The following is a 20,990-nucleotide window of genomic DNA, read 5'->3' as shown; positions in this document are numbered from 1 at the left end:
AAGATTGTTGCGGATGCTCGAGGCATCGTATGAGGTCCCTTTCGGCCGGTCGGCCCAGCCAGAGGGGATCACGGAAGCCGTGGAGTACCGCACCAAAGAGGAACAGGTTGCCGATCACCTCCGGGAGGCGATCTTGTCCGGCCAGTTCCCACGCGGCACACGCTTGAAGCAGGCCGAGGTGGCGAAGACGCTGCAGATCAGCATCACGCCCGTGCGGGAGGCGCTCAAGCTTCTCGAGGCCGAGGGCTACATCAGCGGCAGCTCCTACAAGGGAGCCGTGGTGGCTCCCCTCGATGTGGCAGCCTCAGTGGAAACCTTGAACCTGCGGATTTTGCTGGAGGGCCAGCTAATCCGGCACGCAGTTGAGAGGGCAACCACCGACGACCTGCGCCTGATTAGAGGTCTCGCCGACCAGTTCGCAGATGCCGTCCAGAGGAAGGACAGCGCCGAGGCACGAGCCTCGAACTACCGGTTCCACAAACAGATGTACGCCACGGCTAACCTGCCGCAGACTTTGCACTTCGTGCAGATCCTGTGGGCCCGTTACCCGTTTGATGTGATCAACCGGGTGGAGGGGCGCGCCACCACGGCCGTCGAGGAGCATGAAGAGCTTCTACGGGCGATGATCGAGGGTGACCTCGCTGGCGCGATGATCGCGCTGCGGCGTCACATCGAGGCGGGATGGGCGACCGTGAAGGATGAATCCGAGGTTGCGGCCGTACAGCCAGCGGTCCCCCGTCTTCAGCGAACGCCGCAGGGCGGCAAGGAGAAGAAGCGAAATGAGTGACTCATTGCTCCTCGTCATGGACATGATGAACGACCTGATCCATCCGGAGGGGCCCAACGCGAAGACCTACGCGCCCATCGTCGCTGAGCGAGGCATCATCGAGCGGACGCGCGAGCTTATTGGCAAGGCGCGGGGAGCAGGGATGCGGGTAGGATTCGTGCGCGTGGGCTTCTCGCCCGACTACGTCCAATGTCCGCCCAACTCCCCGGTCTTCTCGGCGGCAAGGCAAAAGGGATTGTTCAAGCTCGGGACTTGGGGGACCGAGGTCCATCCGGCTTTGGAGCCGCGCACGGATGACCTGGATATTGTGAAGCACAGGGTTAGCCCTTTCTACGGCACCTCTCTTGAACCGACCTTGCGGGCCCTGGGGACGAAGCGCCTCTTCCTCACGGGCGTCTCAACGAATGGCGTCGTGCACACAGGTGTCCGGGAAGGGCACGATCGCGACTACGCCTGCGTGGTCGTGGAAGACTGCTGCGCCGGGATCTCCGACGAGGAGCATCGCAACGCCATCTTCTGCATGCAGCGCTTCGCAAAGATCCAGACCGTCAATGAGGTCGACTTCTCCAGCTAAACTGCCTCTGCTGGCTCAGGCGCGGTGTCAACGGGCTGACCATCGCGTCGCCCGAAGGAGGCCCGGAAGGGCACTGACGGAACGCGAAGACCGCGATCCAGTTCGTCTTACGCCCCCCCTCAACTTGCCTTCACGTTCCGACCTGATGCTGAAGATTATGCGTGGTCTACTGTCGATCAGCTTGTGAGCTCGCCAAGAATGCATTATGCATCATTCGGAGGGTGGAAAACGTCCTGACGTTGGTTTCGACCGGCGTTGCTGGAGCGCTTCCCGAGAAGCTTGGCGCGCCAGTTCTCATCCTGATCTGGCGGGCATCACCGGACGGATGATCTGTCCGGGCGCCGTGGTGTTGGACGTCGGAGCAAGCTCCCGGCTCTGACGCACAACCTCAAGGAGGAAACGACCATCATGACATGCGTTCAGTCGAGGATGTCGGGCCGTCATGAATAACATCAGCCCGCAGATCACAGCCCGTCGGATTTCCGGTTCGCTCGGGGCAGAGGTCCACGGAGTTGGATCTTTGGCCAACGCGTCCAACGAGACGATCGCGCGCATCCGAGAGCTCTGGCTCGAGCACTCGGTGATCTTCCTCCGCGACCAGCCGCTGGAGCCGAAGGATTTCGTCGCCTTCGCTCGGCGCTTCGGGGACGTGGTCCACTATCCTTTTCTCAAAGGCCTGGAGGAGGCACCGGAGGTGATCACCGTCGCCAAGCGCGAGGACGAGCGCGTCAACTTCGGAGGCCTCTGGCACACGGATACCGCGTATCTGGAGCAACCGCCGATGGCGACGATGCTGGTGGCGCGCGAGGTTCCGCCGTTCGGCGGTGACACGCTCTTTGCCAGCAGCTACGCGGCCTACGATGCGCTCTCCGACAGCATGAAGAAGCTGCTGGAGCCGCTGAAGGCCATCAACAGCTCCGCCAAAGCCGAGAAGACCCGGACGCGCGAGGACCGCAAGGCGGGCGAGGAGCGGAAGGTTTTGGAAGGCGTGCACCCCGTGGTGCGAACCCATCCCGAAACGGGGCGGAAGGCGCTCTACGTCAATGGCGGCCATACCCTACGCTTCGAGGGCATGTCGGAAGAGGAGAGCGAGGGCCTGCTCGCCTACTTGTTCGAGCACCAGGTCAAGCCCGAGTTCACCTGCCGCTTCCGCTGGGAGCCGGGGTCCATCGCGTTCTGGGACAACCGCTGCGCGCTGCACAACCCAGTCAACGACTACCACGGCTACCGGCGGATCATGCACCGCGTGACGCTGGCCGGGGACACGCCGAGGTGATGTCTGCGCCAACTGGGTTGGCTAGGCGGGCGGTGCTGGCGGGGATACTGTCCCTGCCAGCGATCGGCCGGGCCCAGGCGCCCTGGAGCGCATCGCGCTCGGTGTCGATGGTGGTGCCATTTGCCGCGGGCGGCACCACCGACGTCATGGCGAGGCTGCTGGCCGAACAACTCGGCCAGCGCCTCGGCCAGACCGTGGTCGTAGAGAACGTCACGGGCGCGGGCGGCAACATCGGGGCGGAGCGCGTCGCTCGGGCGTCCCCGGATGGCCACACGGCACTGTTCGCCCATGTCGGGGTGTTCGCCGTGAATGGCCACCTCTACCGTTCGCCGGGCTTCCAAAGCGAGCGCGACTTCGCCCCTGTGGGAGTTGTCTGCACGAATCCTATGGTGCTGCTGGTCTCCGCGCGGTCCGGCATTGGGGACCTTACTGAGCTGCTGCGTCGGGCGAGGAGTGGGGATCTTCGGATCGCAACCTCCGGCGCGGGCTCGTCCCTGCATCTCGCGGCGCTGCAGTTCCTGGATGCGGCGGGGGGCCGTGCGGACTTGATCCCCTATCGAGGCGGGGCGCCCGCCGTGAACGACCTCCTGGCTGGACAGGTGGACATGCTGATTGAGCAGGCCTTCAGTGCCGTTCCGAACTCCCGGGGCGATCTGGCCAAGGCGCTGCTCGTCACCGGGGTCGAGCGGCTCAGCGTGCTGCCGTCGGTGCCGACCGCCAGGGAGGTGGGCCTCCCCGGCTTGGACATGGAGGTCTGGAACGCACTCGTGCTGCCCGCCGCCGCGCCTGTGCCGGTGCGGGCTGCCTGGGAGGCAGCGCTGGCGACCTCCTTGGCGGAGCCATCGCTGCGGCGCCGCTACGAGGGAATGATGGGCCGGATACCAGCCGGGCCAGAGGCGTCAGCCGCGCATCTTGGGGCGCTGATCGTGGGCGATACGCGCCGCTGGGGCGAGATGCTGCGCCACAGTGGCGCGGCAAGGTTGGATTGAGGGACATGCGCATTCTGGTTCTCCCAGGCGACGGGATCGGCCCCGAGATCACGGCGGCCACCTTGGCCGTGCTCAATGCGGCGCAGAGCCGCTTCGCTCTGTATCTGGACCTCGCGCACGACGTGGTGGGCCGGGAGAGCCACCGGCTTCATGGTACCACTGTGCGGAGCGAGCTGCTTGCCGAAGCCCGCCGGTCGGACGGCGTGATGCTCGGTCCAGCCGATATCCTAGAGAGCGACGACGAGCGTCATGGGGAGATCAATCCCTCAAAGTTTTTCCGCAAGGGCCTCGACCTCTTCGCTAATATCCGCCCCTGCCGGACCTATCCTGGCTTCGTTGGAAAGGTCGGCGAGTTCGACCTGGTCGTGGTGCGGGAGAACACGGAGGGCTTCTACGCCGACCGCAACATGGAGGCGGGTAACGGCGAGATCCTGGTGACGCCGGAGGTGGCCATCTCGCTGCGGCGGATCACCCGGGCTTGCAGCCTTCGTGTCGCGCGGGCGGCCTGCGAGTTGGCGATGCGCCGCGGGCGGCGCCTCACGGTGGTGCACAAGGCGAACGTGCTGAAGATAACGGACGGCATGTTCACCGGCGCGTGCCGCGAGGTGGCCGCTGAGTATCCCGACATCTCCCTTGACATGGTGCTGGTGGATTCCATGATGGCCTATGTCGTGCGGGATCCCCGGCGGTTCGATGTGGTCGTCACCACGAACATGTTTGGCGACATCCTCTCGGACTTGACGGCCGAACTGTCGGGCAGCCTCGGGCTGGGCGGATCGCTGAATGCCGGAGCCGAACACGCCATGGCCCAGGCCGCCCACGGGTCAGCACCAGACATCGCCGGGAAGGACCTTGCCAATCCCTTCTCCCTGGTGCTCTCGGCGGCGCTCCTCCTGTCCTGGCACGGGCGCCGGACCGGGATGGTAGATTTCGTGGCTGCCGGGGACGCCATCGAGGCCGCCGTCTCCGACGCGATCAGTGCGGGAGAGACGACGCGGGATATCGGCGGCCGCCTCGGCACCGCGGCAACCGCGGAAGCGCTCGCTGCCCGCATTCGCGCGCACTGACAAGTCTTCCCTCCCACGCATGCCGGGCTATTCGGAGCAGGTTTTTCGTATGGGTCATGGATCGTCGCCGCTGGTGGCAATGGGCGCTTCTTCACTGGAGGCGCTGCAGCGGCAATTCCGCCTTGATCCGGCTTCGGTCGATCCGGGCTGGCGAGTCCTCTTCGAGGTGCTGGACGAGGTGGAGCCAGGTGTCGGCCTCGACCGGGCATCGGAGGACGGGGGCACGGTGGCTGCCCGATTGGCCGAGGCGATCCGGGCACGCGGACATCTGCACGCCTGGGTTTGCCCGCTCGTCCAGGAGCGTTCCCCCATGCTCTCACGGCTTAGGGCTAGCGAACCTCCTGCCCAGCTCCCGTCACCCGAAGCCCTGGAGCATCTGTACGGCGGCACGCTGACGGTCGAGACGGCCCATATCGATGACGCGGAGGCGCGGGCCTGGCTCTTGCGGGAGTTCGAGGCCGGGGCAAAGGCGGCCGGGCCCGAGGAGAAGCGTAGCGTTCTGGGCAGGCTCATCGCGGCTGACGAGTTCGAGCGCTTCCTCGGCGTGAAGTACCCGACCAAGAAGCGTTTCGGCGCCGAGGGGGCGGAAGCGGTGGTGCCGCTGCTACGCCGCCTCTTGGAGGCGGCGGCCGCTTCGGGTGTGACGCACGTCGTCGTCGGCACGATGCACCGGGGGCGGTTGAGCTTGATGGCCAACGTGCTGGGGAAGGACATCACGCGCATGCTGGCCGAGTTCAAGGGGATGCATCCCTTCTCGCCAGGTTCGGACCGTGCGGGGGACGTGCCGTACCATCTCGGCTTGGAAACGGCCCTGGAGATCGGCGGGCACAGATTACGCATCACACTCCTCGCCAATCCTTCCCACCTTGAGGCTGTCGACCCTCTCGTGCTCGGCCGCGCCCGGGCGATGCAGGAGATGAAGGGCGAGGAGGGGCGGGCTAAGATCCTATCCGTCATCCTCCACACCGACGCAGCGGTCATCGGCCAGGGCGTCGTGGCGGAGACCCTGCAGCTCGGCGGGACGGCGGGCTTCGGGACCGGCGGGACCGTACACCTCGTCATCAACAACCGTATCGGCTTCACCACCGAGGAGCGGGATGCCCGCACCTCCACCCACTGCACAGGCGCCTGGAAGGCCATCGACAGCGCCATTCTGCACGTCAACGCGGACGATCCGCTGGCGGTGTGCCGGGCTGCAGAGCTGGCCTTCGGCTACCGCCACACCCAAGGACGGGATGCCGTGATCGACCTCGTCTGCTACCGCCGGAACGGCCACAACGAGATCGACGAGCCGACGTTCACCCAGCCGCTGCTTTATCAGCGGATCGCGGACAAGGAGCCAGTGGCATCCTCCTTCGCCGCGCGGCTGGTGGCCGAAGGCATCATGACCGAGGAGGAGGTCGCGGCCGAGCGGCGACGGAACCGGGACCGGCTGCAGGACGCCTACGAGCGTGCGTCGGAGTACCGCCCGAATGTCTCAGGAGGGGCCGGGGAGGCGCCGCCCGCCCTAGCGCCCGAGACCGGCGTCTCACCGGAGCTGCTCCGCGCTATCGCAACCAAGCTGGCCGACACCCCGACAGGTATGGCGCTGCATCCGCGTATGGGGCGGGTCCTCAAGCAGCGACTGCTGGCGGAGGAAGCGCAGGTGGGCTGGCCCCTTGCGGAGGCGCTGGCCTTTGGATCCCTCTTGAGGGAGGGAGTCCCGATCCGCCTGACCGGCCAGGACGTGGTGCGCGGTGCCTTTTCCCACCGCCACTTCGGCCTCTTCGACACCGGCACCGGCGAAATGCATCTCGGCCTGAACGGGCTGGCCGAAGGGCAGGCTCGCTTCTCCGTCCATAACAGCCCACTCTCCGAGTACGCGGTGCTTGGGTTCGAATACGGCTACAGCCTGGCCCGGCCCGATGTGCTGACGCTGTGGGAGGCCCAGTTCGGGGATTTCGCAAATGGCGCGCAGATCGTCATCGACCAGTTCGTCATGTCGGCCGAGGAGAAGTGGGGCGATCGCTCCGGCCTCGTGATGCTACTTCCCCACGGGCTGGAAGGGCAGGGGCCGGAGCACTCCTCCGCCCGGCCGGAGCGGTACCTGCAGATGGCGGCGAAGGACAACGCCAGGATCGTCATCCCCAGCACCCCCGCCAACTACTTCCACCTCCTGCGTGAGCAGGCGCTCGGGGCCGTCCGGCGGCCCCTGATCGTGATGAGCCCGAAGAAGCTGCTCCGCCTGCCCGCCGCAGTTTCTCCGCTGGAGGATTTCGCGCCGGGCCACCGCTTCCTGCCCGTGATTGCCGGGAGAGGCGGGAGTGACGTGGGTCTCGTCCTCTTCTGCTCCGGCAAGATTGCCTACGAGCTGGATGAGGAGCTGGCGCAGCGGCAGGATGCCGGGGCGGTGGTGGTCCGACTGGAGCAGCTCTACCCCTTCCCGGGCGAGACGCTCGCCGACCTGGCCCGCCGTTGTCCGGAGGCGCAATGCCGCTGGGTCCAGGAAGAGCCCGAGAACATGGGTGCCTGGAGCTGGGTTCGCCCGCGGCTGGAAGCCGTCCTCGCCAGTGCCGGGCTGCGCTCGCCGCAGCTGACCTGTGTCAGCCGTCCTGAGTCGCCGTCCCCCGCGGGCAGCTTCCACGGGGACCACGATGCCGATCAGCGCTCCATCATCGAGCGCGCCTGCGCCGCCCCGGCGTCCCTGCAAGCGACCAGGGCCGCATGATGGGCCCGCTTTCCGGACTGCGCGTGGTGGAGGTCTCCGCCTTCATCGCGGCTCCTCTCGGGGGGATGACCCTCGCCCAACTCGGCGCCGAGGTCATCCGCATCGACCCGATCGGCGGCAACATCGACTATCGCCGTTGGCCACTCGCGCCAGGGGGAACGAGCCTTTACTGGACCGCGCTGAACAAGGCCAAACGCTCCGTGGCGCTCGACCTGAACAAGCCCGAAGGGCAGGAGATCGCCCGTGCCCTGATCTGCGCGCCGGGCGAGGATGCTGGGATCCTCCTGACCAACCTGCCCGCCAGCGGCTGGATGAGCCACGCCGCCCTCTCCGCGCACCGACCGGACCTGATCTCGCTTCGCCTGATCGGCAATCCGGACGGCTCAGGAGCAGTGGACTACACGGTGAACTCGGCTGCCGGTTTCCCTGCGGCGACAGGCCGGGGAGGGGAGCCGGTGAACCACGTGCTGCCCGCCTGGGATATCGCGGCGGGGCTCTACCTCGCGACCGGCCTCCTTTCCGCAGAGCGGGTGCGGCGGCGGGATGGGAGGGGGCAAGAGGTGGTGCTTTCCCTGGCAGACGTCGCCTTCGCCTCTGTCGCGAACCTCGGCTACGTGGCCGATGTGCAGGTGAACGGGTCAGTGCGCCCGGCCATGGGCAATGAGCTGTACGGTGCCTTCGGGCGGGACTTCGCGACGGCTGACGGTCGTCGCGTGATGATCGTCGCCATCTCCAACCGGCAGTGGCGGGCGATCGGCACGGTGACTGGCCTGACCGACAGGCTGGCGATGATCGGCCCCATGCTGGATGTGGATCTGAACGACGAGGGTGGGCGCTTCGAGGCGCGTCATGCCATTGCCGCCGTGCTCGCTCCTTGGTTCTCGAGACGAAGCTTAGCAGAGGTCACCAGACAACTTGAGGGCAGCGGCATCCTCTGGGGACCGTACCAGGATTTCGGCCAGCTCGTGTGGGAGGACCCGCGTGTCTCGGCCGCCAATCCGATGTTCGCCGAGATCGAACAGCCCGGTGTGGGCCGCATCCTGGCTCCAGCCGTGCCGCTGGCCTTCTCGGGCACGCCGCGCCTGGAACCCGCCCCGGCGCCGCGCCTGGGCGAACACAGCGACGCGGTGCTGGCCGAGGTCCTCGGCCTGTCCGCCGCGTCAATCGGCAAGCTGCATGATTTTGGCATTGTCGCCGGACCCGAGGAGGGCTGATCCCATGAATGCCGTCACGAACGATATTGCCCTGTCCGAGTACGGCGCGGCCCTGGCGGCGGCCGAGCGCCTCTTCGAGGAGGGGCGACGCGCGGTGGCTGGGATGGTGGCCCCGTCTGGTAAGCCGGACGCTGCCCTGATGGACCGGCACCAGTTCGCTCTGCACGGGCTGGCCTGGCAGGCCGCCTATGTCGAGGCGCTGCGCCAGACGCTGCGCTGGGCGGAGGGCCTCGCCGCCTCCGGCAGCCTTGGCGTGACTGAGGCGGCGATCCTGCGCCTGGGCTATGCCGAGTACCTCGCCCAGCTCGCGGGCGGCATCCCGATGAGCCAAGCCGAGGTCGTGCGCCCTGCGGACCTCGGCGTCCCGCCCGAAGTGGTGGCGCGGTATCTCGCCGAGCCCGTACTCGCCCGCCTCTCCAGCCCCGCAGCGGTCGAGGCTGCCCGGCTCACGCTCGCCGCAGGTCTGGTCGACGGCCAGTACGGTGTGCTTGCCCTCGATGACGAGGCCCTGGAGGCGACGCGTGCCGAGTTCCTGCGCTTCACCGCGGCCGAGGTCACGCCGCATGCCCAGATCTGGCATCAGCAGGACGAGCTGATCCCGATGGAGTTGGTGGGCAAGCTGTCCGAGATGGGGGTGTTCGGATTGACCATCCCCGAGGAGTTCGGTGGGCTGGGTCTCGGCAAGGTCGCGATGTGCCTCGTCTCCGAGGCGCTGAGCGGCGGCTATATCGGCGTCGGCTCGCTCGGCACGCGATCCGAGATCGCGGCAGAACTGATCCGCCTCGGCGGCACGGAGGAGCAGAAGGCACGCTGGCTCCCTCGCCTGGCCTCCGGCGAGACCCTGCCGACCGCGGTTTTCACAGAGCCAAACACGGGGTCGGATCTCGGCAGTCTTCGTACCCGCGCGGTTCTGGAGGGCGACGTCTACAGGGTCTACGGCGCCAAGACCTGGATCACCCACGGCTCACGCTCCGACCTGATGACGCTGCTGGTCCGCACAGGCGCGCCGGGCTCCGGCTACAAGGGCCTGTCGATGCTGCTGGCGGAGAAGCCGCGTGGCACGGAGGCGAACCCTTTCCCTGCCCCGGGTATGAGCGGGGCGGAGATCCCGGTGCTCGGCTATCGCGGGATGAAGGAATACGAGATCGGCTTCGATGGTTTCGAGGTACCCGCATCCTCCCTCCTAGGCGGCGTGGAGGGGCAGGGCTTCAAGCAGCTGATGGAGACATTCGAGAGTGCGCGCATCCAGACCGCTGCGCGGGCACTTGGAGTGGCGCAGAACGCGATGGAGCTGGGCGTCGCCTACGCCACCTCGCGCGAGCAGTTCGGTCGCGCAATCCTGCACTTCCCAAGGGTTCACGCGAAGCTGGCCTGGATGGCCACCGAGACAATGATGGCGCGCCAGCTCTCGTACTTCGCCGCGCGAACCAAAGATTCCGGGCAACGCTGCGACATGGAAGCAGGGATGGCGAAGCTGCTAGCTGCCCGCGTCGCTTGGAGCAACGCGGACGCGGCACTTCAGATCCACGGCGGCAACGGTTACGCCATCGAGTACCCGATCAGCCGCGTGCTCTGCGACGCACGCATCCTCTCGATCTTCGAAGGCGCGGCAGAGATCCAGGCTCAGGTCATTGCCCGCGGTCTCCTGGGGCGCTTGAACTAGCTTCGGGGCAGCCTGAAAGAGGCCAATCACCAATGCCTCCAAGATGCAGAATGCATTATGCATTGACGGCAGCGGAGCTAATGGTGATGCTCCCGAGAAAGGTCGGCTGGGCGGAACTTAGGCTCGGTGGACACCAGAAAAGGTTGCCGGAAAGGCAGCCGTGAGGGATCCAAGAAGATGAAGATCAGCCGAGCCCAACTCCTGTCGGCCCTCGCCGCGTCGGCGTTAGCGCCGCTGGCGCGGCCTGCACTGGCACAGGGTGGTGTGCCGGGTATTGACCTTGCAACGAAGACGGTGACGGTCGGCGCTTTCACCCCCGTAACCGGGCCTGTGCCCTTTTATGCCATCCTAACCCGAGCGGCGGATGCATTCTTCAAGCACAAGAACGAGACCGGTGGAATCCGAGGGTGGCAGGTTAAGTACGCCACCATGGACGACGGCTATGAGCCGTCGCGCAGCGTAGCCGTGACACGTCGGCTGGTGGAAGAGCAGGGCATCTTCGCTCTGGTTGCGCCGGTCGGCACCGCGACGAACGTGGCTGTCATCCCTTACGCCCGGGAGCAGGGCCTACCGATGATCGGCCCGATCGGGGGCGCCTCCGCATTCTTCACCGAGAAGCATGTCTTCCCGCTGCTACCCGATTACGGCTGGTCGGCCGCTGCCAATACCGAGCACGCGATCGACGGTCTGAAGCTTCAGCGTGTGGCGCTCCTGTGGGAGAATGACGAGCTCGGCCGCTCCGCCAAACGCGGATTCGACAAGTACATGGCGTCACGCAACATGGAGCCTGCTGAATCGCAGTCCTTCGACGTGCGTGCGACAGACTTTACCCCCCAGATCCGTCGCTTGATCAGCGCCAGGGCGGAGGCGGTGGTGATGTTCGGCTCCAACGCCAATCTCGCCGCGGCTCTGCGATCGGCGAGCCGCAGCGGGTTCCGTACAACCTGGTTCGCGCCCTTCTTCACCGCCGACCCCTCCACCTACCGCCTTGCCTCCGAACTGCTGGACGGAACCTACTTCTCTTCATGGCTTCTGCCGGTCGGCGGCGCGGAGCCGGAGGTGGAGACCTACCGACAGTCTGCCGCCAAATACGCGCCCAGCGATCCGGTTGGGGTTTTCGGACTGAACGGGTGGAGCAACGCGGCCCTTTTCGCTTCTGGGTTCGAACGGCTCCTGGACAGCGGCAAGCCCCTGACGCGCCCGAATTTGATCGAGACGATGGAGGGGCTGACGAATGCCTCGGTCGGCGGCGCCCGCAACGTGTCCTTCCAGCCCGGCGACCACCGCGGCACGCGCCAGGAGGGCATCATCCAGGCGAAGGACGGACAGTTCAGCCTTGTCCGTGAGTTCCGGCCTTACCCGGTAGCGGCTTTCGACCTGCCGACCTGAGTCGGCGGCGACCGGGTTCGGCCCACGACGCATCCAAGACAGGATAGACATGACAAGCATTCCGATCAGCGCACCCGCGCGGATGGACGGTCGCGTGGCCATCGTGACCGGTGGCACCGGCGGCATCGGGCGGGCCGTTTGCGCCGCCCTGGCGGAGGCCGGAGCGAAGGTGGTGGCTGCAGACCTTCACGAGGCCCCGGCGGGAACCGCGGCGGTCCCTGGTGTTACCTTCGCGCATTGCGACGTGACCTCCCGCGCAGGGACAGAAGCGATGATCGATGCCGTCCTCGCGGAGCATGGGCGGGTGGACGCGCTTATTCTTTGCGCGGGCACGATCGCGAACACGCCGCTGGCGGACAGCGAGGACGACGAGTGGCGATCCATCCTCGACGTCAACCTCATGGGCGTGGTGAACCCTTTGAGGAAGCTCTACCCGCTAATGGTGGAGGCGGGCGGGGGCAAGATCGTCGCCCTGGGCTCCATCGCGGCGAAGATCGGCGGCGTGGCCTCCGGGCCCGCCTATGTATCGGCAAAGTCTGCGGTGCACGGGCTGATGAAGTGGGTGGCAAAGTCTGGCGCGCAGCACGGCGTCTTTGCCAACACCATCGCGCCGGGCCCGGTGGAGACGCCCATGTGGCAGACCGTGACCGGCCGCGCGCCGCCCTCGGCCCATGGCAGCGTACCGCTCGGACGCTTCGGCCAGCCCGAGGACATCGCGCACGCTATCCTTTTCCTTTGCTCGCCCGCGTCGAACTGGATCACGGGAACCGTGCTCGACGTGAACGGCGGGATGTTGATGGATTGAGGCGGACATGACAGCAGCGGAAACCATCGGCTTCATCGGCCTCGGCGTCATGGGCGGGCCCATGTGCCGCAACACCGCCACCAAGCACGCGGGTGAGGTGCGGGCCTTCGACATGGGCGCGGCCGCACGCGACGGGCTTCGGGACACCCGCGCCATGGTAGTGGAGAGCGCGGCGGAAGCCGTGCGCGGGGCGGACATCGTCTTCCTCTCCCTACCGGGTCCGCCGCAAGTGGAGGCGGTCTGCCTCGGTGAGGACGGCATCCTGCGCCACGGTAAGCTCGGCCTCCTCGTGGTGGACCTCAGCACCACCACGGTTGCCTCCGCACGGAACGTCGCCAAGCGCTTGGCCGAGGGCGGCATGGGCTTCGCCGATACTCCCGTGGCCCGCACCCGGGAGGCGGCGATCCGCGGCGAGCTCAGCATCATGGTCGGCGCGGATGAGGCGACCTTCACCCGTCTCCGCCCGCTGCTCGGCTACATGGCGACCGACGTGACCCATTGCGGGGACGTTGGAACAGGCCAAGCAGTCAAGCTCATCAACAACGCTCTCGTCTTCGAACACGTCGCCGCGCTTGCCGAGATGGTGGTGATCGGGGAGCGCGCGGGAGTAGAGCCCGCCCGGCTGCTGGAGGCCGTCTCCCGCGGTTCCGGCGACAGCTTCGTGCTGCGCAACCACGGCATGAAGGCGATGGTACCGCGGAACTTTCCCGAGAAGGCTTTCCCCTCGACCTACGTGCTGAAGGACTTGGCCGGAGCGCTGGAGCTGGCACGCGACACAGACGTGCAGGCGCGCGTCACGGAGACGGCGCGCGACTACTACGCCGAACTGGTTCGGGTTGGAGCGGGCAGCCAGTACTTCCCGATCCTGCTGGAATTGGTGGCGGGGCGCCTCTCGGTGACGGAGCCCGCTGAGACATGAGCGACGCTCTCCAGGATCTCCTGTCCCTCGTCTGGACGGGGATCGTGACCGGCTGCCTCTACGCAATGGGTGCGCTGGGCCTTGTGATGATCTTCAAGGCAACGCGGGTGGTGAACTTCGCCCACGGCAATCTGGCAGCCCTCGCGGGCTTCGTGGTCTATGGGCTGACGACCGCGGTCGGTGGCCTCGGCTGGATCGTCTCCGTTCTCGTGGCGCTTGCGATCGTGGTCGTCCTGGCGCTCGTCTCCTACGGCCTGATTGCCCGCGTCTCGGAGGCGTCGGACCTGCGCGGGACGATCGCGACGCTCGGCATCAGCCTCGTGCTGCAGGGGGCAGTGCAGGTGCTGTTCGGCGCGGATATCGTCAACCTCGACCTGCCCGTGCCGAGTTGGAGCACCACGGTGGCGGGGCTCCGGGTTACCTCCTACGACCTCACGGTGCTTGCGGTCTCGGCAACCGTGATCGCGGTTCTCTTCTTCGTCATTGAGCGGACCCGGGTCGGAATTGCCTTCCGCGCCGTCTCCACCAGTGCCTTCGCCAGCCGCGTCTGTGGGTTGAACATCTACGCCATCCAGGCACTCGCCTGGGGCGTGGCCGCAGGGCTGGGCGTGACGGCGGCGCTGCTGATCATTCCCAGCACCTTCCTCAGCTCCACGACGGTCGCCTCCTTCATGCTGCAGTCCTTCGCTGCGGCGGTTCTCGGGGGCTTCTCCAGCCTGCCTGGGAGCATCATCGGCGGGCTGGTCGTGGGGGTCACGATGAACCTGTTCAGCTACTTCGTGACCTCCGAGCTGAGCGCGACCTTCCTGCTCGTCCTAATGCTTGTCGCGCTCAACCTGTTCCCGGGCGGTATCCTGCCCCAGCGCGGAGGAGGCTCGCGTGCCTGAGGCAGCCGGAGTGGTGACCCAGGCGGTCACGGGCGAGGCGCGCCCTCTGCCGCGCCGCCTAGCGAGTTGGGTGGTGCTGGCGGCCCTCGCTGTACTGCCCATGGTGGCGGGCGGCTTCTGGACCTACAGCCTGGGCGTCTGCATGGCGAACGCCGTCGCGGTCCTCTCCGTTGGCTTCCTGCTCCGCTACGGCGGGGAGGTCTCCATCGGGCACAGCTTCTTCCTCGCCTTCGGGGCTTATTGCACGGCGGTGCTCGAACGGCAGCTGGGTCTCTCCGTCGGGGTCGGTCTCCCGGTTGCCGCGGTCGCGGGCGCATTGCTCGGCATCGCCTTCGCCTGGCCCTCGCGCGCTCTTTCCGGGATCTATCTCGCGATCGCCACCATGGCGCTGGCGCTCTCGGTGCCCGAGCTGATCCTGCAAGCGGGTCCCATCGCCGGTGGCTACGAGGGCCTCTACGTCTCGCGTCCTCTGGTGCCGGGCGTCCCGATCGAGGTGCAGCGCTACTATCTGCCGCTCGTCGTGCTCGGGGGCGTGGTGCTGTTGCTGGCGCGCTTCCGGCGCTCCCGGCAGGGGCTGATGCTGCTCACGGCGCGGGACCATCCGCGCGCGGCCGAAGCCTTCGGCTTCTCCCGCGGCTACGCGCGCCTGGCAGCCTTCGCGGTCAGTGCCGCCATCGCCTCTGTTGCAGGCTCGCTCCTGGCCTTTGCGGCCTCAACCGTCTCGCCGAACAGCTTCACCCTCTCGACGGCCATCTACCTTCTCGTGGGCACGGTAGTCAGCTTCGGGTCGCTCGGGCTCGTCGGCGCCCTGGCCGGGGGAGCTTTCATCACCCTTGTCCCGCAGGTGTTCGCGGCCTGGGGCGACTGGGTGCCGATCATCTATGGCACCGCGCTGCTGCTGGTCGTCACCCTTGGCCACCGGCCAGCGGAGGTCCTGGCGGCATTGCGGGCGCGGCTGGCGGGAGGGCGGCGGGATGCTTGACGCGTCGATTGCCGCAGGTGCGGAGCTGACGGTCGCCTCCGTCTCGCTCTCCTTCGGCGGGCACCGGGTGCTGAAGGAGGTCAGCATGGACTTCCGGCCCGGCGAGGTCACGGGCCTCATCGGGCCCAACGGGGCGGGCAAGACGAGCCTGTTCAACTGCCTCACGGGGCTTTATCGCCCCCAGCAGGGCGCCATCGCGCTGGGCGGAGAGCACTTGGAGCGACTGCCGCCCGCCCGGCGGGCTCGCCTGGGCCTGTCGCGCAGTTTCCAGCACGTGGCGCTCTGCCCGGAGCTGGACGTGGTGGAGAACGTCATGTTCGGGCGGGCGCGGCTCGGCCGCTCCGGCTGGGCGGATGCCTTCCTGCCCCTCCCACACGGACGCGCCGAGGCGGAGGAGGCCCGGGCGGCCGCCATGGACGTCCTTCGCCGCCTGGATCTCGCGGAACATGCCGCGGCCACGCCCGACGGACTGCCGCCGGGAACCCAGCGCCTCGTGGAGATCGCCCGGGCCATCGTCTCCCGCCCGCGCGTCCTGCTCCTGGATGAGCCAGCGGCGGGGCTGAACCCCGCGGAGACGCGGCATCTGATGACAGTGCTTCGCAGCCTGGTCTCGCCGGAACTGATCATCGTGGTGGTGGAGCACGACATGGACCTCATCATGCAGCTCTGCGACCGCATCCACGTGCTGAACTTCGGCCAGCGGATCGCCACCGGCACGCCCGAGGAAATCCGGGCCGAGCCTGAGGTCATCCGCGTCTACCTGGGGGACTCCGATGACTGACCTTCTCCGGGTGGAGGGACTCGAAGTCCGCTACGGCGCCGCGACGGCGGTGCGCGGCATTGCGCTTGCTGTGCCGCAGCGCGGCACGGTCGGGCTGCTGGGCGCGAACGGGGCGGGCAAGTCCACCGTGCTCAAGGCGATCGCGGGGCTGATTCCAAAGGCCGCAGGCCGCGTCCTGTTGGAAGGGACGGACATCACGGCGCAGGACGCGCGAGCGCTGGTGCGCGCCGGAATCGTCTATGTGCCGGAAGGGCGCGAGATCGTGCCCAACCTGTCGGTGGACGAGAACCTCGTGCTCGGGGGCTTCCACCTGGACGGGGCGACGCGGCGCAAGCGCCGGGACATGGTCCTGGGCATCTTCACCGAGATCGCCGGGCGGGCGGGGAGTCCTGCTTGGCGGCTGAGCGGCGGCGAGCAGCAGATGCTGGCAATCGGGCGTGCGCTGATGGCCGGACCGCGCCTCCTGCTATTGGATGAGCCCTCGCTTGGTCTCGCGCCGTTGCTGGTACGCCGCGTCTTCGAGAAGCTGGCGACAGTTCGTGCCGAGACTGGGCTTGCGATGATCCTCGTCGAACAGAACTTCCGCCTGACCGTCCGTGTGTCCGACGCTGTGCACTTCATGCGGGGAGGACGGATGCTCGGACACCGGGAGGCGGCCGAGCTTCGCGAGCCTGCCGCCATGGAGGAGGCCATCGCTGCCTATCTTGGCGCGGGTGAGGTGATGGCGTGACTGACTTTTCGGGCGGAGGCGAGATGGACTTGGTTGGGCGCGAAGTCGCGCGGGGGCTGCGCTTCCCCGAGGGGCCAATCTGGCTGCCGGACGGCAGCTTGCTGGTCGTGGAGATCGAGGGCGGGACGCTGACGCGTGTCTCGCCAAACGGAAGCGCCGAGGTCGTTGCGAGGCTGGGCGGTGGTCCGAATGGAGCTGCAATAGGGCCTGATGGAGCCTGCTACGTCTGCAACAACGGCGGCTTCCGCTGGCTCGAGCAGGCCGACGGCTACCTGCGCCCTGTCGGAATTGCAGAGGACTATGCTGGCGGCCGCATCGAGCGCGTGGACTTGGCGACAGGCAAGTCAGAGGTGATCTACGCGGAATGCAACGGCAAGCCCCTGAACGGGCCGAACGACATCGTCTTCGACGCCTATGGCGGTTTCTGGTTCACCGACCTGGGCAAGGTGCGGACCCGCAGCATGGACCGCGGGGCCGTCTACTATGCCAGGTGTGATGGCAGCCTCATCCGCGAGGTGATCTTCCCCGCCCTGACCCCGAACGGCGTGGGCCTCTCCCCGGATGGAGGGACTCTCTACGTGGCAGAGACGGAAACGAGCCGTCTGTGGGCCTATCCTGTCACCGCGCCGGGTGAAGTGGCCCTGGAGGCCTGGCCGTCGCCCAACGGTGGACGTCTCCTCTACGGCCCGCCGGGGTACCAGCGGTTCGACTCCCTGGCCCTCGAGGCGAACGGCAACATCTGCGTGGCGACACTAGTGCGGTCAGGCATCTCGGTCGTGTCACCCGCGGGCGAGTTGGTGGAGTTCCATGCCGCGCCTGAGCCGTACTGCACGAACATCTGCTTCGGTGGTGACGGGCTCAGGACGGCATTCATCACGCTGTCCGGGACTGGCCGCTTGATCGCGGTTGACTGGCCGAGAAGTGGGCTGCCGCTGCATTTGAAGAGTAGATAAACTTCGACGAACCCGACTCCTTCCATGAACGGGATAGGGATTCTGGCTGTCAGACCCGGTAAGGCACCGACGTGGCAACTAGGCGTGGTCCATGTGGACCACGCCTCCCGACCTGCAGCAGTGGCAGGCACGGACAGCCTCAAATGAGGGTAGGTTCCCGAGATGAATGGACGAGTGAACAGGTACGTCGGGAACCAGTCGAGCATGGTAGCGACTCAGTAGAAGCCGCCCGGGATGAGGTAGGTGGCCTCGCCCTGGCCAATACGCGCAAGAATCTGCTCGTCGGCCATCCCGTCAAGGCACCATCCCGCCGCGCGCTGGCCAGTAGAGCCGAGGCTATGCCGGTTCGATCCCACCGCCGTGCTGGCTGTTGTCGCGACGTGCACGCCCTGTCTCGTCAGGGCGTCGGCATAGGCCTTCTGCGCCTCGAACGGGATGAGCTTGTCCCCTTGGTCGCCCAAGACGAATACCCGCAGCTGCGGTGAGGACCGAATGCTGCCGACCTCGCGTATCGGGTCATAGGGGTCCGCCGTGGTCTGTGTCAGACCCGGCCCGCGCGCAGCCTGGCCCAAGGCCTGCTCCCGCTCTCGGAACGCTGTGAGTGCGGAACTGAACACCGCACAGCGGATATCATCCCGCTTCGTCAGCATCCCAGCAAGCGACGGGCCGCCGCCGGACTGGGCAGCCACGGCGAACGTCTCGATCCGGTGGCGGCGCTTGATTACATCGAGAGCCGCATTCATCAGAATCGTTTCGCGGCGCCGGAACTGCTCGCTTGCGACACCGGAGGAGCCGTAGTTGCCGGGGCGGGCAATGATGATAAACGGATGCCCCATGGCCTGGGCCTGCAACTCCGCCGCCCTTTGCAGGGCGCCCTCCGACGGATTGCCGTAGGAGTCCGAGACGCCAACCCGTATCAAGCGCCCCTTGTCATCGTAAGAGTTGGCCAGGCGGTTGCCGTGGATGAAGACGACGGCTCTCGGGTTTGTCGCGGCGAGCCCAGCGGCGTAGTACCGGATACAGACCCCTTCCTCCTGCCCGCCCGGGTAGGGCGCGCTGACCCAAGCGGAGCCAGGCCGGTCCGTGCATTCGGCCTCCCGCAGGATTACGCCGGTCCGGAGCCCCTCATGACTCATCGTCGTGTAACCCTGCGCCAGGGCCATTGTTGGCCCACCGGCCAGGGCGGCCAGTAGGATCACCACCTTCTTCATGAACATGCGCCTCCCTTATCGTTAGCCCGATCCACCTTGCTACTCGGGCCTGTTCAGCATCCATCTCTACACGGCTCACCTCAATGTCGGCTTGAATGGCTATAATCGGTCCGCACGGTCGGGAACTGCGGCGGGGTCCTCGAGCGATACCTGGGCCAGGCGATACCGCTCGGCATGGGGTGCGGCCCGAAGGTCCTCAGCACGGCGGTTGGCGTCATGAATGCGTGGCTGCACCACTAGACGTCAGCTGTCCCGCTGCCCTGGCAAGATGGCTGCTCTCAGTCAGAAGCTTCGCTTCCGGTATGTAGACAGGGCAGTAATGTTGCTGGCCAGCTCACAGGCAAACTGCCGAGGACGAACCATGGGCCTGTTTCAGCGGATCACGTCCGGCCGCGCCGAACTGGCGGTTGAGGTCGTCGGCCAAGGTGATCCTGTGGTCTTCCTGCATGCCAATGTCTGCGATAGCCGGATGTGGGGTGTCCAAATGCGCGAGTTGGGACCCAACTACCGAGCGATTGCATACGACCGGCGCGGGTTCGGCAGGACTTCTGCCGAGGAGGAGGACTTCTCCGCAATCGAGGACCTGATGGCCGTGATCGACGGATGCGCAGGCAGCATGCCACCGATCCTGGTCGGATGCTCGCAAGGCGGGAAGATCGCGATCGACGCGGCTCTGCGGTATCCTTCCCGTATCCGAGCCCTGGTTCTCATTGCGCCCAGTGTGGGGGGAGCGCCCGAGGCAAACTATTTGCCCGGCATCGCTGCCGTGTTGAGCTGTCAGAAGGCTGCCGAGGACGCGGGAGACCTAGATCGGGTGAACGCTATCAAGGCCCGGCTCTGGCTCGACGGTCCGATGGCACCTGAGGGACGGGTCACGGGTGACGTCCGGGCGCTGTTCCTCGACATGAACGCAATCGCACTTCGGTCACCGCCGACCGGGCCTAACCTCGACACAGCGCCAGCCTTCGACCGCCTGCATGAGGTTTCCATGCCGACGATCGTGCTTTGGGGGGATGTGGACTTCCCGCATATCCAGGAACGGTGCCGTCACATCGTGAACGCGGTACCGAAGGCGTCAGGGCACAAGCTGAGCGGGACTGCCCACCTGCCCAGCATGGAACAGCAAGTGGACATCACAGGTCCCCTACGTAGCTTCATCGAGGAATGCTCTGGTCGCCCTCTGTAGACCTGCCGCAAGCAGAACGCCGGGTGCAGACCGGGTTAAATCCGCATCTCGTTGGTAGTGGCTTCGTCTGCGCCCGCATCACGACTGATTTGGGATAAACTATAAATCGACCTTTCGCAGCAGAGGCCACGAACGGGTCGAGCCTGTCGTCCGCGTCAGCCGAACAGCGATCTTCAGCGGCTCTGGTGTCTCTCGAAGACCGACGGGCCATCAACTGCTGGGCCGCCTCGCCATTGCCAATCCGACACCCAAGGCGATCATCGCCGCACCTGAGCCTTCCCTGAGGCGCCGGATCAGCGCGGGACGCGCCACGGCACCTTCCCGAATGCCACCGGCGGCGAGGGCGATCACGACATCCGCAAGGGTGTTGAGCGCCACCGACACAATGCCAAGCACGATGAACTGCGTTGCCACGGAGCCTGCGGTTGGGTCCACGAATTGTGGGACGAAGGCGAGGAAGAAGGCTGCCGTCTTGGGGTTCAGTGCTTCGACCAGCACGCCTTCACGGAATGCACGGCGCGGCCCGATCGGGGGCGTCACGACTTCCCCGACCAGGGCTGCCGAGGCGTCCCGGCGAGCGGCCTGGACTGTGCGAAACCCGATCCAGACCAGGTAGGCGGCACCGGCTAGCTTCAAGGCGGTGAAGAGTTCCGCGCTCGCGAGCACGATGGCGGAGACGCCCAGGCTTCCCGCGAGCACATGAACCATCCCGCCGAGGCCTGTGCCGAAGCTGGAGGCCACGCCCTCCGCCCGGCCGCCGGAGAGCGTGCGGGCAGCGACGTAGAAGATGCCCGGGCCGGGCGTGATGGCGAGCAGCAAGGCTGCAGCAAAGTAGAGGGCGAGTTGCGTCAGATCTGGCACGGCAGGAAC

At 66.7% G+C, this 20,990-nt stretch carries 19 protein-coding genes; 17 read left to right on the top strand and 2 right to left on the bottom strand.

Annotated features, from left to right (window positions below; all coding sequences use genetic code 11):
* Positions 1–13: 13 nt before the first annotated feature.
* The 16 genes from ACVBD7_RS23715 (at position 14) to ACVBD7_RS23640 (ending at position 17,723) form a co-directional block, all read left to right on the top strand.
* On the top strand, positions 14–787 hold the full coding sequence (locus ACVBD7_RS23715) for a GntR family transcriptional regulator (protein WP_458097971.1): 774 nt from the start codon (positions 14–16) through the stop codon (positions 785–787).
* Positions 780–1,361, top strand: a complete 582-nt coding sequence (locus tag ACVBD7_RS23710; protein ID WP_458097970.1) for a cysteine hydrolase family protein — start codon at positions 780–782, stop codon at positions 1,359–1,361. Before ACVBD7_RS23715 ends, ACVBD7_RS23710 begins: the two co-directional genes overlap by 8 nt.
* A gap of 442 nt (positions 1,362–1,803) precedes the next feature.
* The gene (locus ACVBD7_RS23705; protein WP_458097969.1) at positions 1,804–2,637 is read left to right on the top strand and encodes a TauD/TfdA dioxygenase family protein; all 834 of its coding nucleotides are present in this window, start codon (positions 1,804–1,806) and stop codon (positions 2,635–2,637) included.
* The gene (locus tag ACVBD7_RS23700) at positions 2,637–3,626 is read left to right on the top strand and encodes a Bug family tripartite tricarboxylate transporter substrate binding protein (protein WP_458097968.1); all 990 of its coding nucleotides are present in this window, start codon (positions 2,637–2,639) and stop codon (positions 3,624–3,626) included. The genes ACVBD7_RS23705 and ACVBD7_RS23700 overlap by 1 nt, the downstream gene beginning before the upstream one ends.
* Before the next feature lie 5 nt (positions 3,627–3,631).
* The gene (locus ACVBD7_RS23695; protein WP_458097967.1) at positions 3,632–4,693 is read left to right on the top strand and encodes an isocitrate/isopropylmalate dehydrogenase family protein; all 1,062 of its coding nucleotides are present in this window, start codon (positions 3,632–3,634) and stop codon (positions 4,691–4,693) included.
* A 49-nt stretch (positions 4,694–4,742) separates the two neighbouring features.
* Positions 4,743–7,400: a 2-oxoglutarate dehydrogenase E1 component gene (locus ACVBD7_RS23690; protein ID WP_458097966.1), complete on the top strand. Its 2,658-nt coding sequence runs from the start codon at positions 4,743–4,745 to the stop codon at positions 7,398–7,400.
* On the top strand, positions 7,397–8,614 hold the full coding sequence (locus ACVBD7_RS23685) for a CoA transferase (RefSeq protein WP_458097965.1): 1,218 nt from the start codon (positions 7,397–7,399) through the stop codon (positions 8,612–8,614). Before ACVBD7_RS23690 ends, ACVBD7_RS23685 begins: the two co-directional genes overlap by 4 nt.
* A gap of 4 nt (positions 8,615–8,618) precedes the next feature.
* A complete protein-coding gene (locus ACVBD7_RS23680; RefSeq protein ID WP_458097964.1) occupies positions 8,619–10,277 on the top strand; it encodes an acyl-CoA dehydrogenase family protein in 1,659 nt (552 codons plus the stop codon).
* Positions 10,278–10,454: 177 nt separating this feature from the next.
* Entirely contained in the window at positions 10,455–11,666 is a 1,212-nt protein-coding gene (locus ACVBD7_RS23675) for an ABC transporter substrate-binding protein (protein ID WP_458097963.1), read from the top strand.
* Positions 11,667–11,715: 49 nt separating this feature from the next.
* Positions 11,716–12,471: an SDR family NAD(P)-dependent oxidoreductase gene (locus ACVBD7_RS23670; protein ID WP_458097962.1), complete on the top strand. Its 756-nt coding sequence runs from the start codon at positions 11,716–11,718 to the stop codon at positions 12,469–12,471.
* 7 nt (positions 12,472–12,478) lie between these two features.
* Positions 12,479–13,390: an NAD(P)-dependent oxidoreductase gene (locus tag ACVBD7_RS23665; protein WP_458097961.1), complete on the top strand. Its 912-nt coding sequence runs from the start codon at positions 12,479–12,481 to the stop codon at positions 13,388–13,390.
* Complete coding sequence (locus ACVBD7_RS23660) at positions 13,387–14,277, top strand: branched-chain amino acid ABC transporter permease (protein ID WP_458097960.1); 891 nt, start codon at positions 13,387–13,389, stop codon at positions 14,275–14,277. The genes ACVBD7_RS23665 and ACVBD7_RS23660 overlap by 4 nt, the downstream gene beginning before the upstream one ends.
* Positions 14,270–15,259, top strand: coding sequence for a branched-chain amino acid ABC transporter permease (locus tag ACVBD7_RS23655; protein ID WP_458097959.1), 990 nt, complete (start codon positions 14,270–14,272; stop codon positions 15,257–15,259). Before ACVBD7_RS23660 ends, ACVBD7_RS23655 begins: the two co-directional genes overlap by 8 nt.
* Positions 15,252–16,040 carry an ABC transporter ATP-binding protein gene (locus ACVBD7_RS23650; protein WP_458097958.1) on the top strand — a complete coding sequence of 263 codons (789 nt, stop codon included), beginning with the start codon at positions 15,252–15,254 and terminating at the stop codon, positions 16,038–16,040. The genes ACVBD7_RS23655 and ACVBD7_RS23650 overlap by 8 nt, the downstream gene beginning before the upstream one ends.
* Positions 16,033–16,770: an ABC transporter ATP-binding protein gene (locus tag ACVBD7_RS23645; protein WP_458097957.1), complete on the top strand. Its 738-nt coding sequence runs from the start codon at positions 16,033–16,035 to the stop codon at positions 16,768–16,770. The genes ACVBD7_RS23650 and ACVBD7_RS23645 overlap by 8 nt, the downstream gene beginning before the upstream one ends.
* 23 nt (positions 16,771–16,793) lie before the next feature.
* Complete coding sequence (locus ACVBD7_RS23640; protein WP_458098368.1) at positions 16,794–17,723, top strand: SMP-30/gluconolactonase/LRE family protein; 930 nt, start codon at positions 16,794–16,796, stop codon at positions 17,721–17,723.
* A gap of 215 nt (positions 17,724–17,938) precedes the next feature.
* Here ACVBD7_RS23640 and ACVBD7_RS23635 read toward each other — a convergent pair whose 3' ends face one another.
* Positions 17,939–18,940, bottom strand: coding sequence for a hypothetical protein (locus tag ACVBD7_RS23635; RefSeq protein WP_458097956.1), 1,002 nt, complete (start codon positions 18,938–18,940; stop codon positions 17,939–17,941).
* 355 nt (positions 18,941–19,295) lie between these two features.
* On the opposite strand from ACVBD7_RS23635, the gene ACVBD7_RS23630 reads away from it, so the two are divergent.
* Positions 19,296–20,120, top strand: a complete 825-nt coding sequence (locus ACVBD7_RS23630; RefSeq protein ID WP_458097955.1) for an alpha/beta fold hydrolase — start codon at positions 19,296–19,298, stop codon at positions 20,118–20,120.
* A gap of 210 nt (positions 20,121–20,330) precedes the next feature.
* Here the strand turns inward: ACVBD7_RS23630 and ACVBD7_RS23625 are convergent, their stop codons facing one another.
* A complete protein-coding gene (locus ACVBD7_RS23625) occupies positions 20,331–20,981 on the bottom strand; it encodes a LysE family translocator (protein WP_458097954.1) in 651 nt (216 codons plus the stop codon).
* Between the last annotated feature and the right edge of the window lie 9 nt (positions 20,982–20,990).

Source organism: Roseomonas sp. WA12 (genome assembly GCF_054165765.1).
This window is presented reverse-complemented; position numbering and strand designations above follow the sequence as displayed.

Bases quoted from the DNA above. Each gene is read 5' to 3' on its own strand.
- ACVBD7_RS23675 (WP_458097963.1), top strand. From the start codon at position 10,455: ATGAAGATCAGCCGAGCCCAACTCCTGTCGGCCCTCGCCGCGTCGGCG.
- ACVBD7_RS23710 (WP_458097970.1), top strand. From the start codon at position 780: ATGAGTGACTCATTGCTCCTCGTCATGGACATGATGAACGACCTGATC.
- ACVBD7_RS23650 (WP_458097958.1), top strand. From the start codon at position 15,252: ATGCTTGACGCGTCGATTGCCGCAGGTGCGGAGCTGACGGTCGCCTCC.
- ACVBD7_RS23680 (WP_458097964.1), top strand. From the start codon at position 8,619: ATGAATGCCGTCACGAACGATATTGCCCTGTCCGAGTACGGCGCGGCC.
- ACVBD7_RS23630 (WP_458097955.1), top strand. From the start codon at position 19,296: ATGGGCCTGTTTCAGCGGATCACGTCCGGCCGCGCCGAACTGGCGGTT.
- ACVBD7_RS23705 (WP_458097969.1), top strand. From the start codon at position 1,804: ATGAATAACATCAGCCCGCAGATCACAGCCCGTCGGATTTCCGGTTCG.
- ACVBD7_RS23695 (WP_458097967.1), top strand. From the start codon at position 3,632: ATGCGCATTCTGGTTCTCCCAGGCGACGGGATCGGCCCCGAGATCACG.
- ACVBD7_RS23640 (WP_458098368.1), top strand. From the start codon at position 16,794: ATGGACTTGGTTGGGCGCGAAGTCGCGCGGGGGCTGCGCTTCCCCGAG.
- ACVBD7_RS23700 (WP_458097968.1), top strand. From the start codon at position 2,637: ATGTCTGCGCCAACTGGGTTGGCTAGGCGGGCGGTGCTGGCGGGGATA.
- ACVBD7_RS23635 (WP_458097956.1), bottom strand. From the start codon at position 18,940: ATGTTCATGAAGAAGGTGGTGATCCTACTGGCCGCCCTGGCCGGTGGG.
- ACVBD7_RS23665 (WP_458097961.1), top strand. From the start codon at position 12,479: ATGACAGCAGCGGAAACCATCGGCTTCATCGGCCTCGGCGTCATGGGC.
- ACVBD7_RS23670 (WP_458097962.1), top strand. From the start codon at position 11,716: ATGACAAGCATTCCGATCAGCGCACCCGCGCGGATGGACGGTCGCGTG.
- ACVBD7_RS23685 (WP_458097965.1), top strand. From the start codon at position 7,397: ATGATGGGCCCGCTTTCCGGACTGCGCGTGGTGGAGGTCTCCGCCTTC.
- ACVBD7_RS23690 (WP_458097966.1), top strand. From the start codon at position 4,743: ATGGGTCATGGATCGTCGCCGCTGGTGGCAATGGGCGCTTCTTCACTG.
- ACVBD7_RS23715 (WP_458097971.1), top strand. From the start codon at position 14: ATGCTCGAGGCATCGTATGAGGTCCCTTTCGGCCGGTCGGCCCAGCCA.
- ACVBD7_RS23645 (WP_458097957.1), top strand. From the start codon at position 16,033: ATGACTGACCTTCTCCGGGTGGAGGGACTCGAAGTCCGCTACGGCGCC.
- ACVBD7_RS23660 (WP_458097960.1), top strand. From the start codon at position 13,387: ATGAGCGACGCTCTCCAGGATCTCCTGTCCCTCGTCTGGACGGGGATC.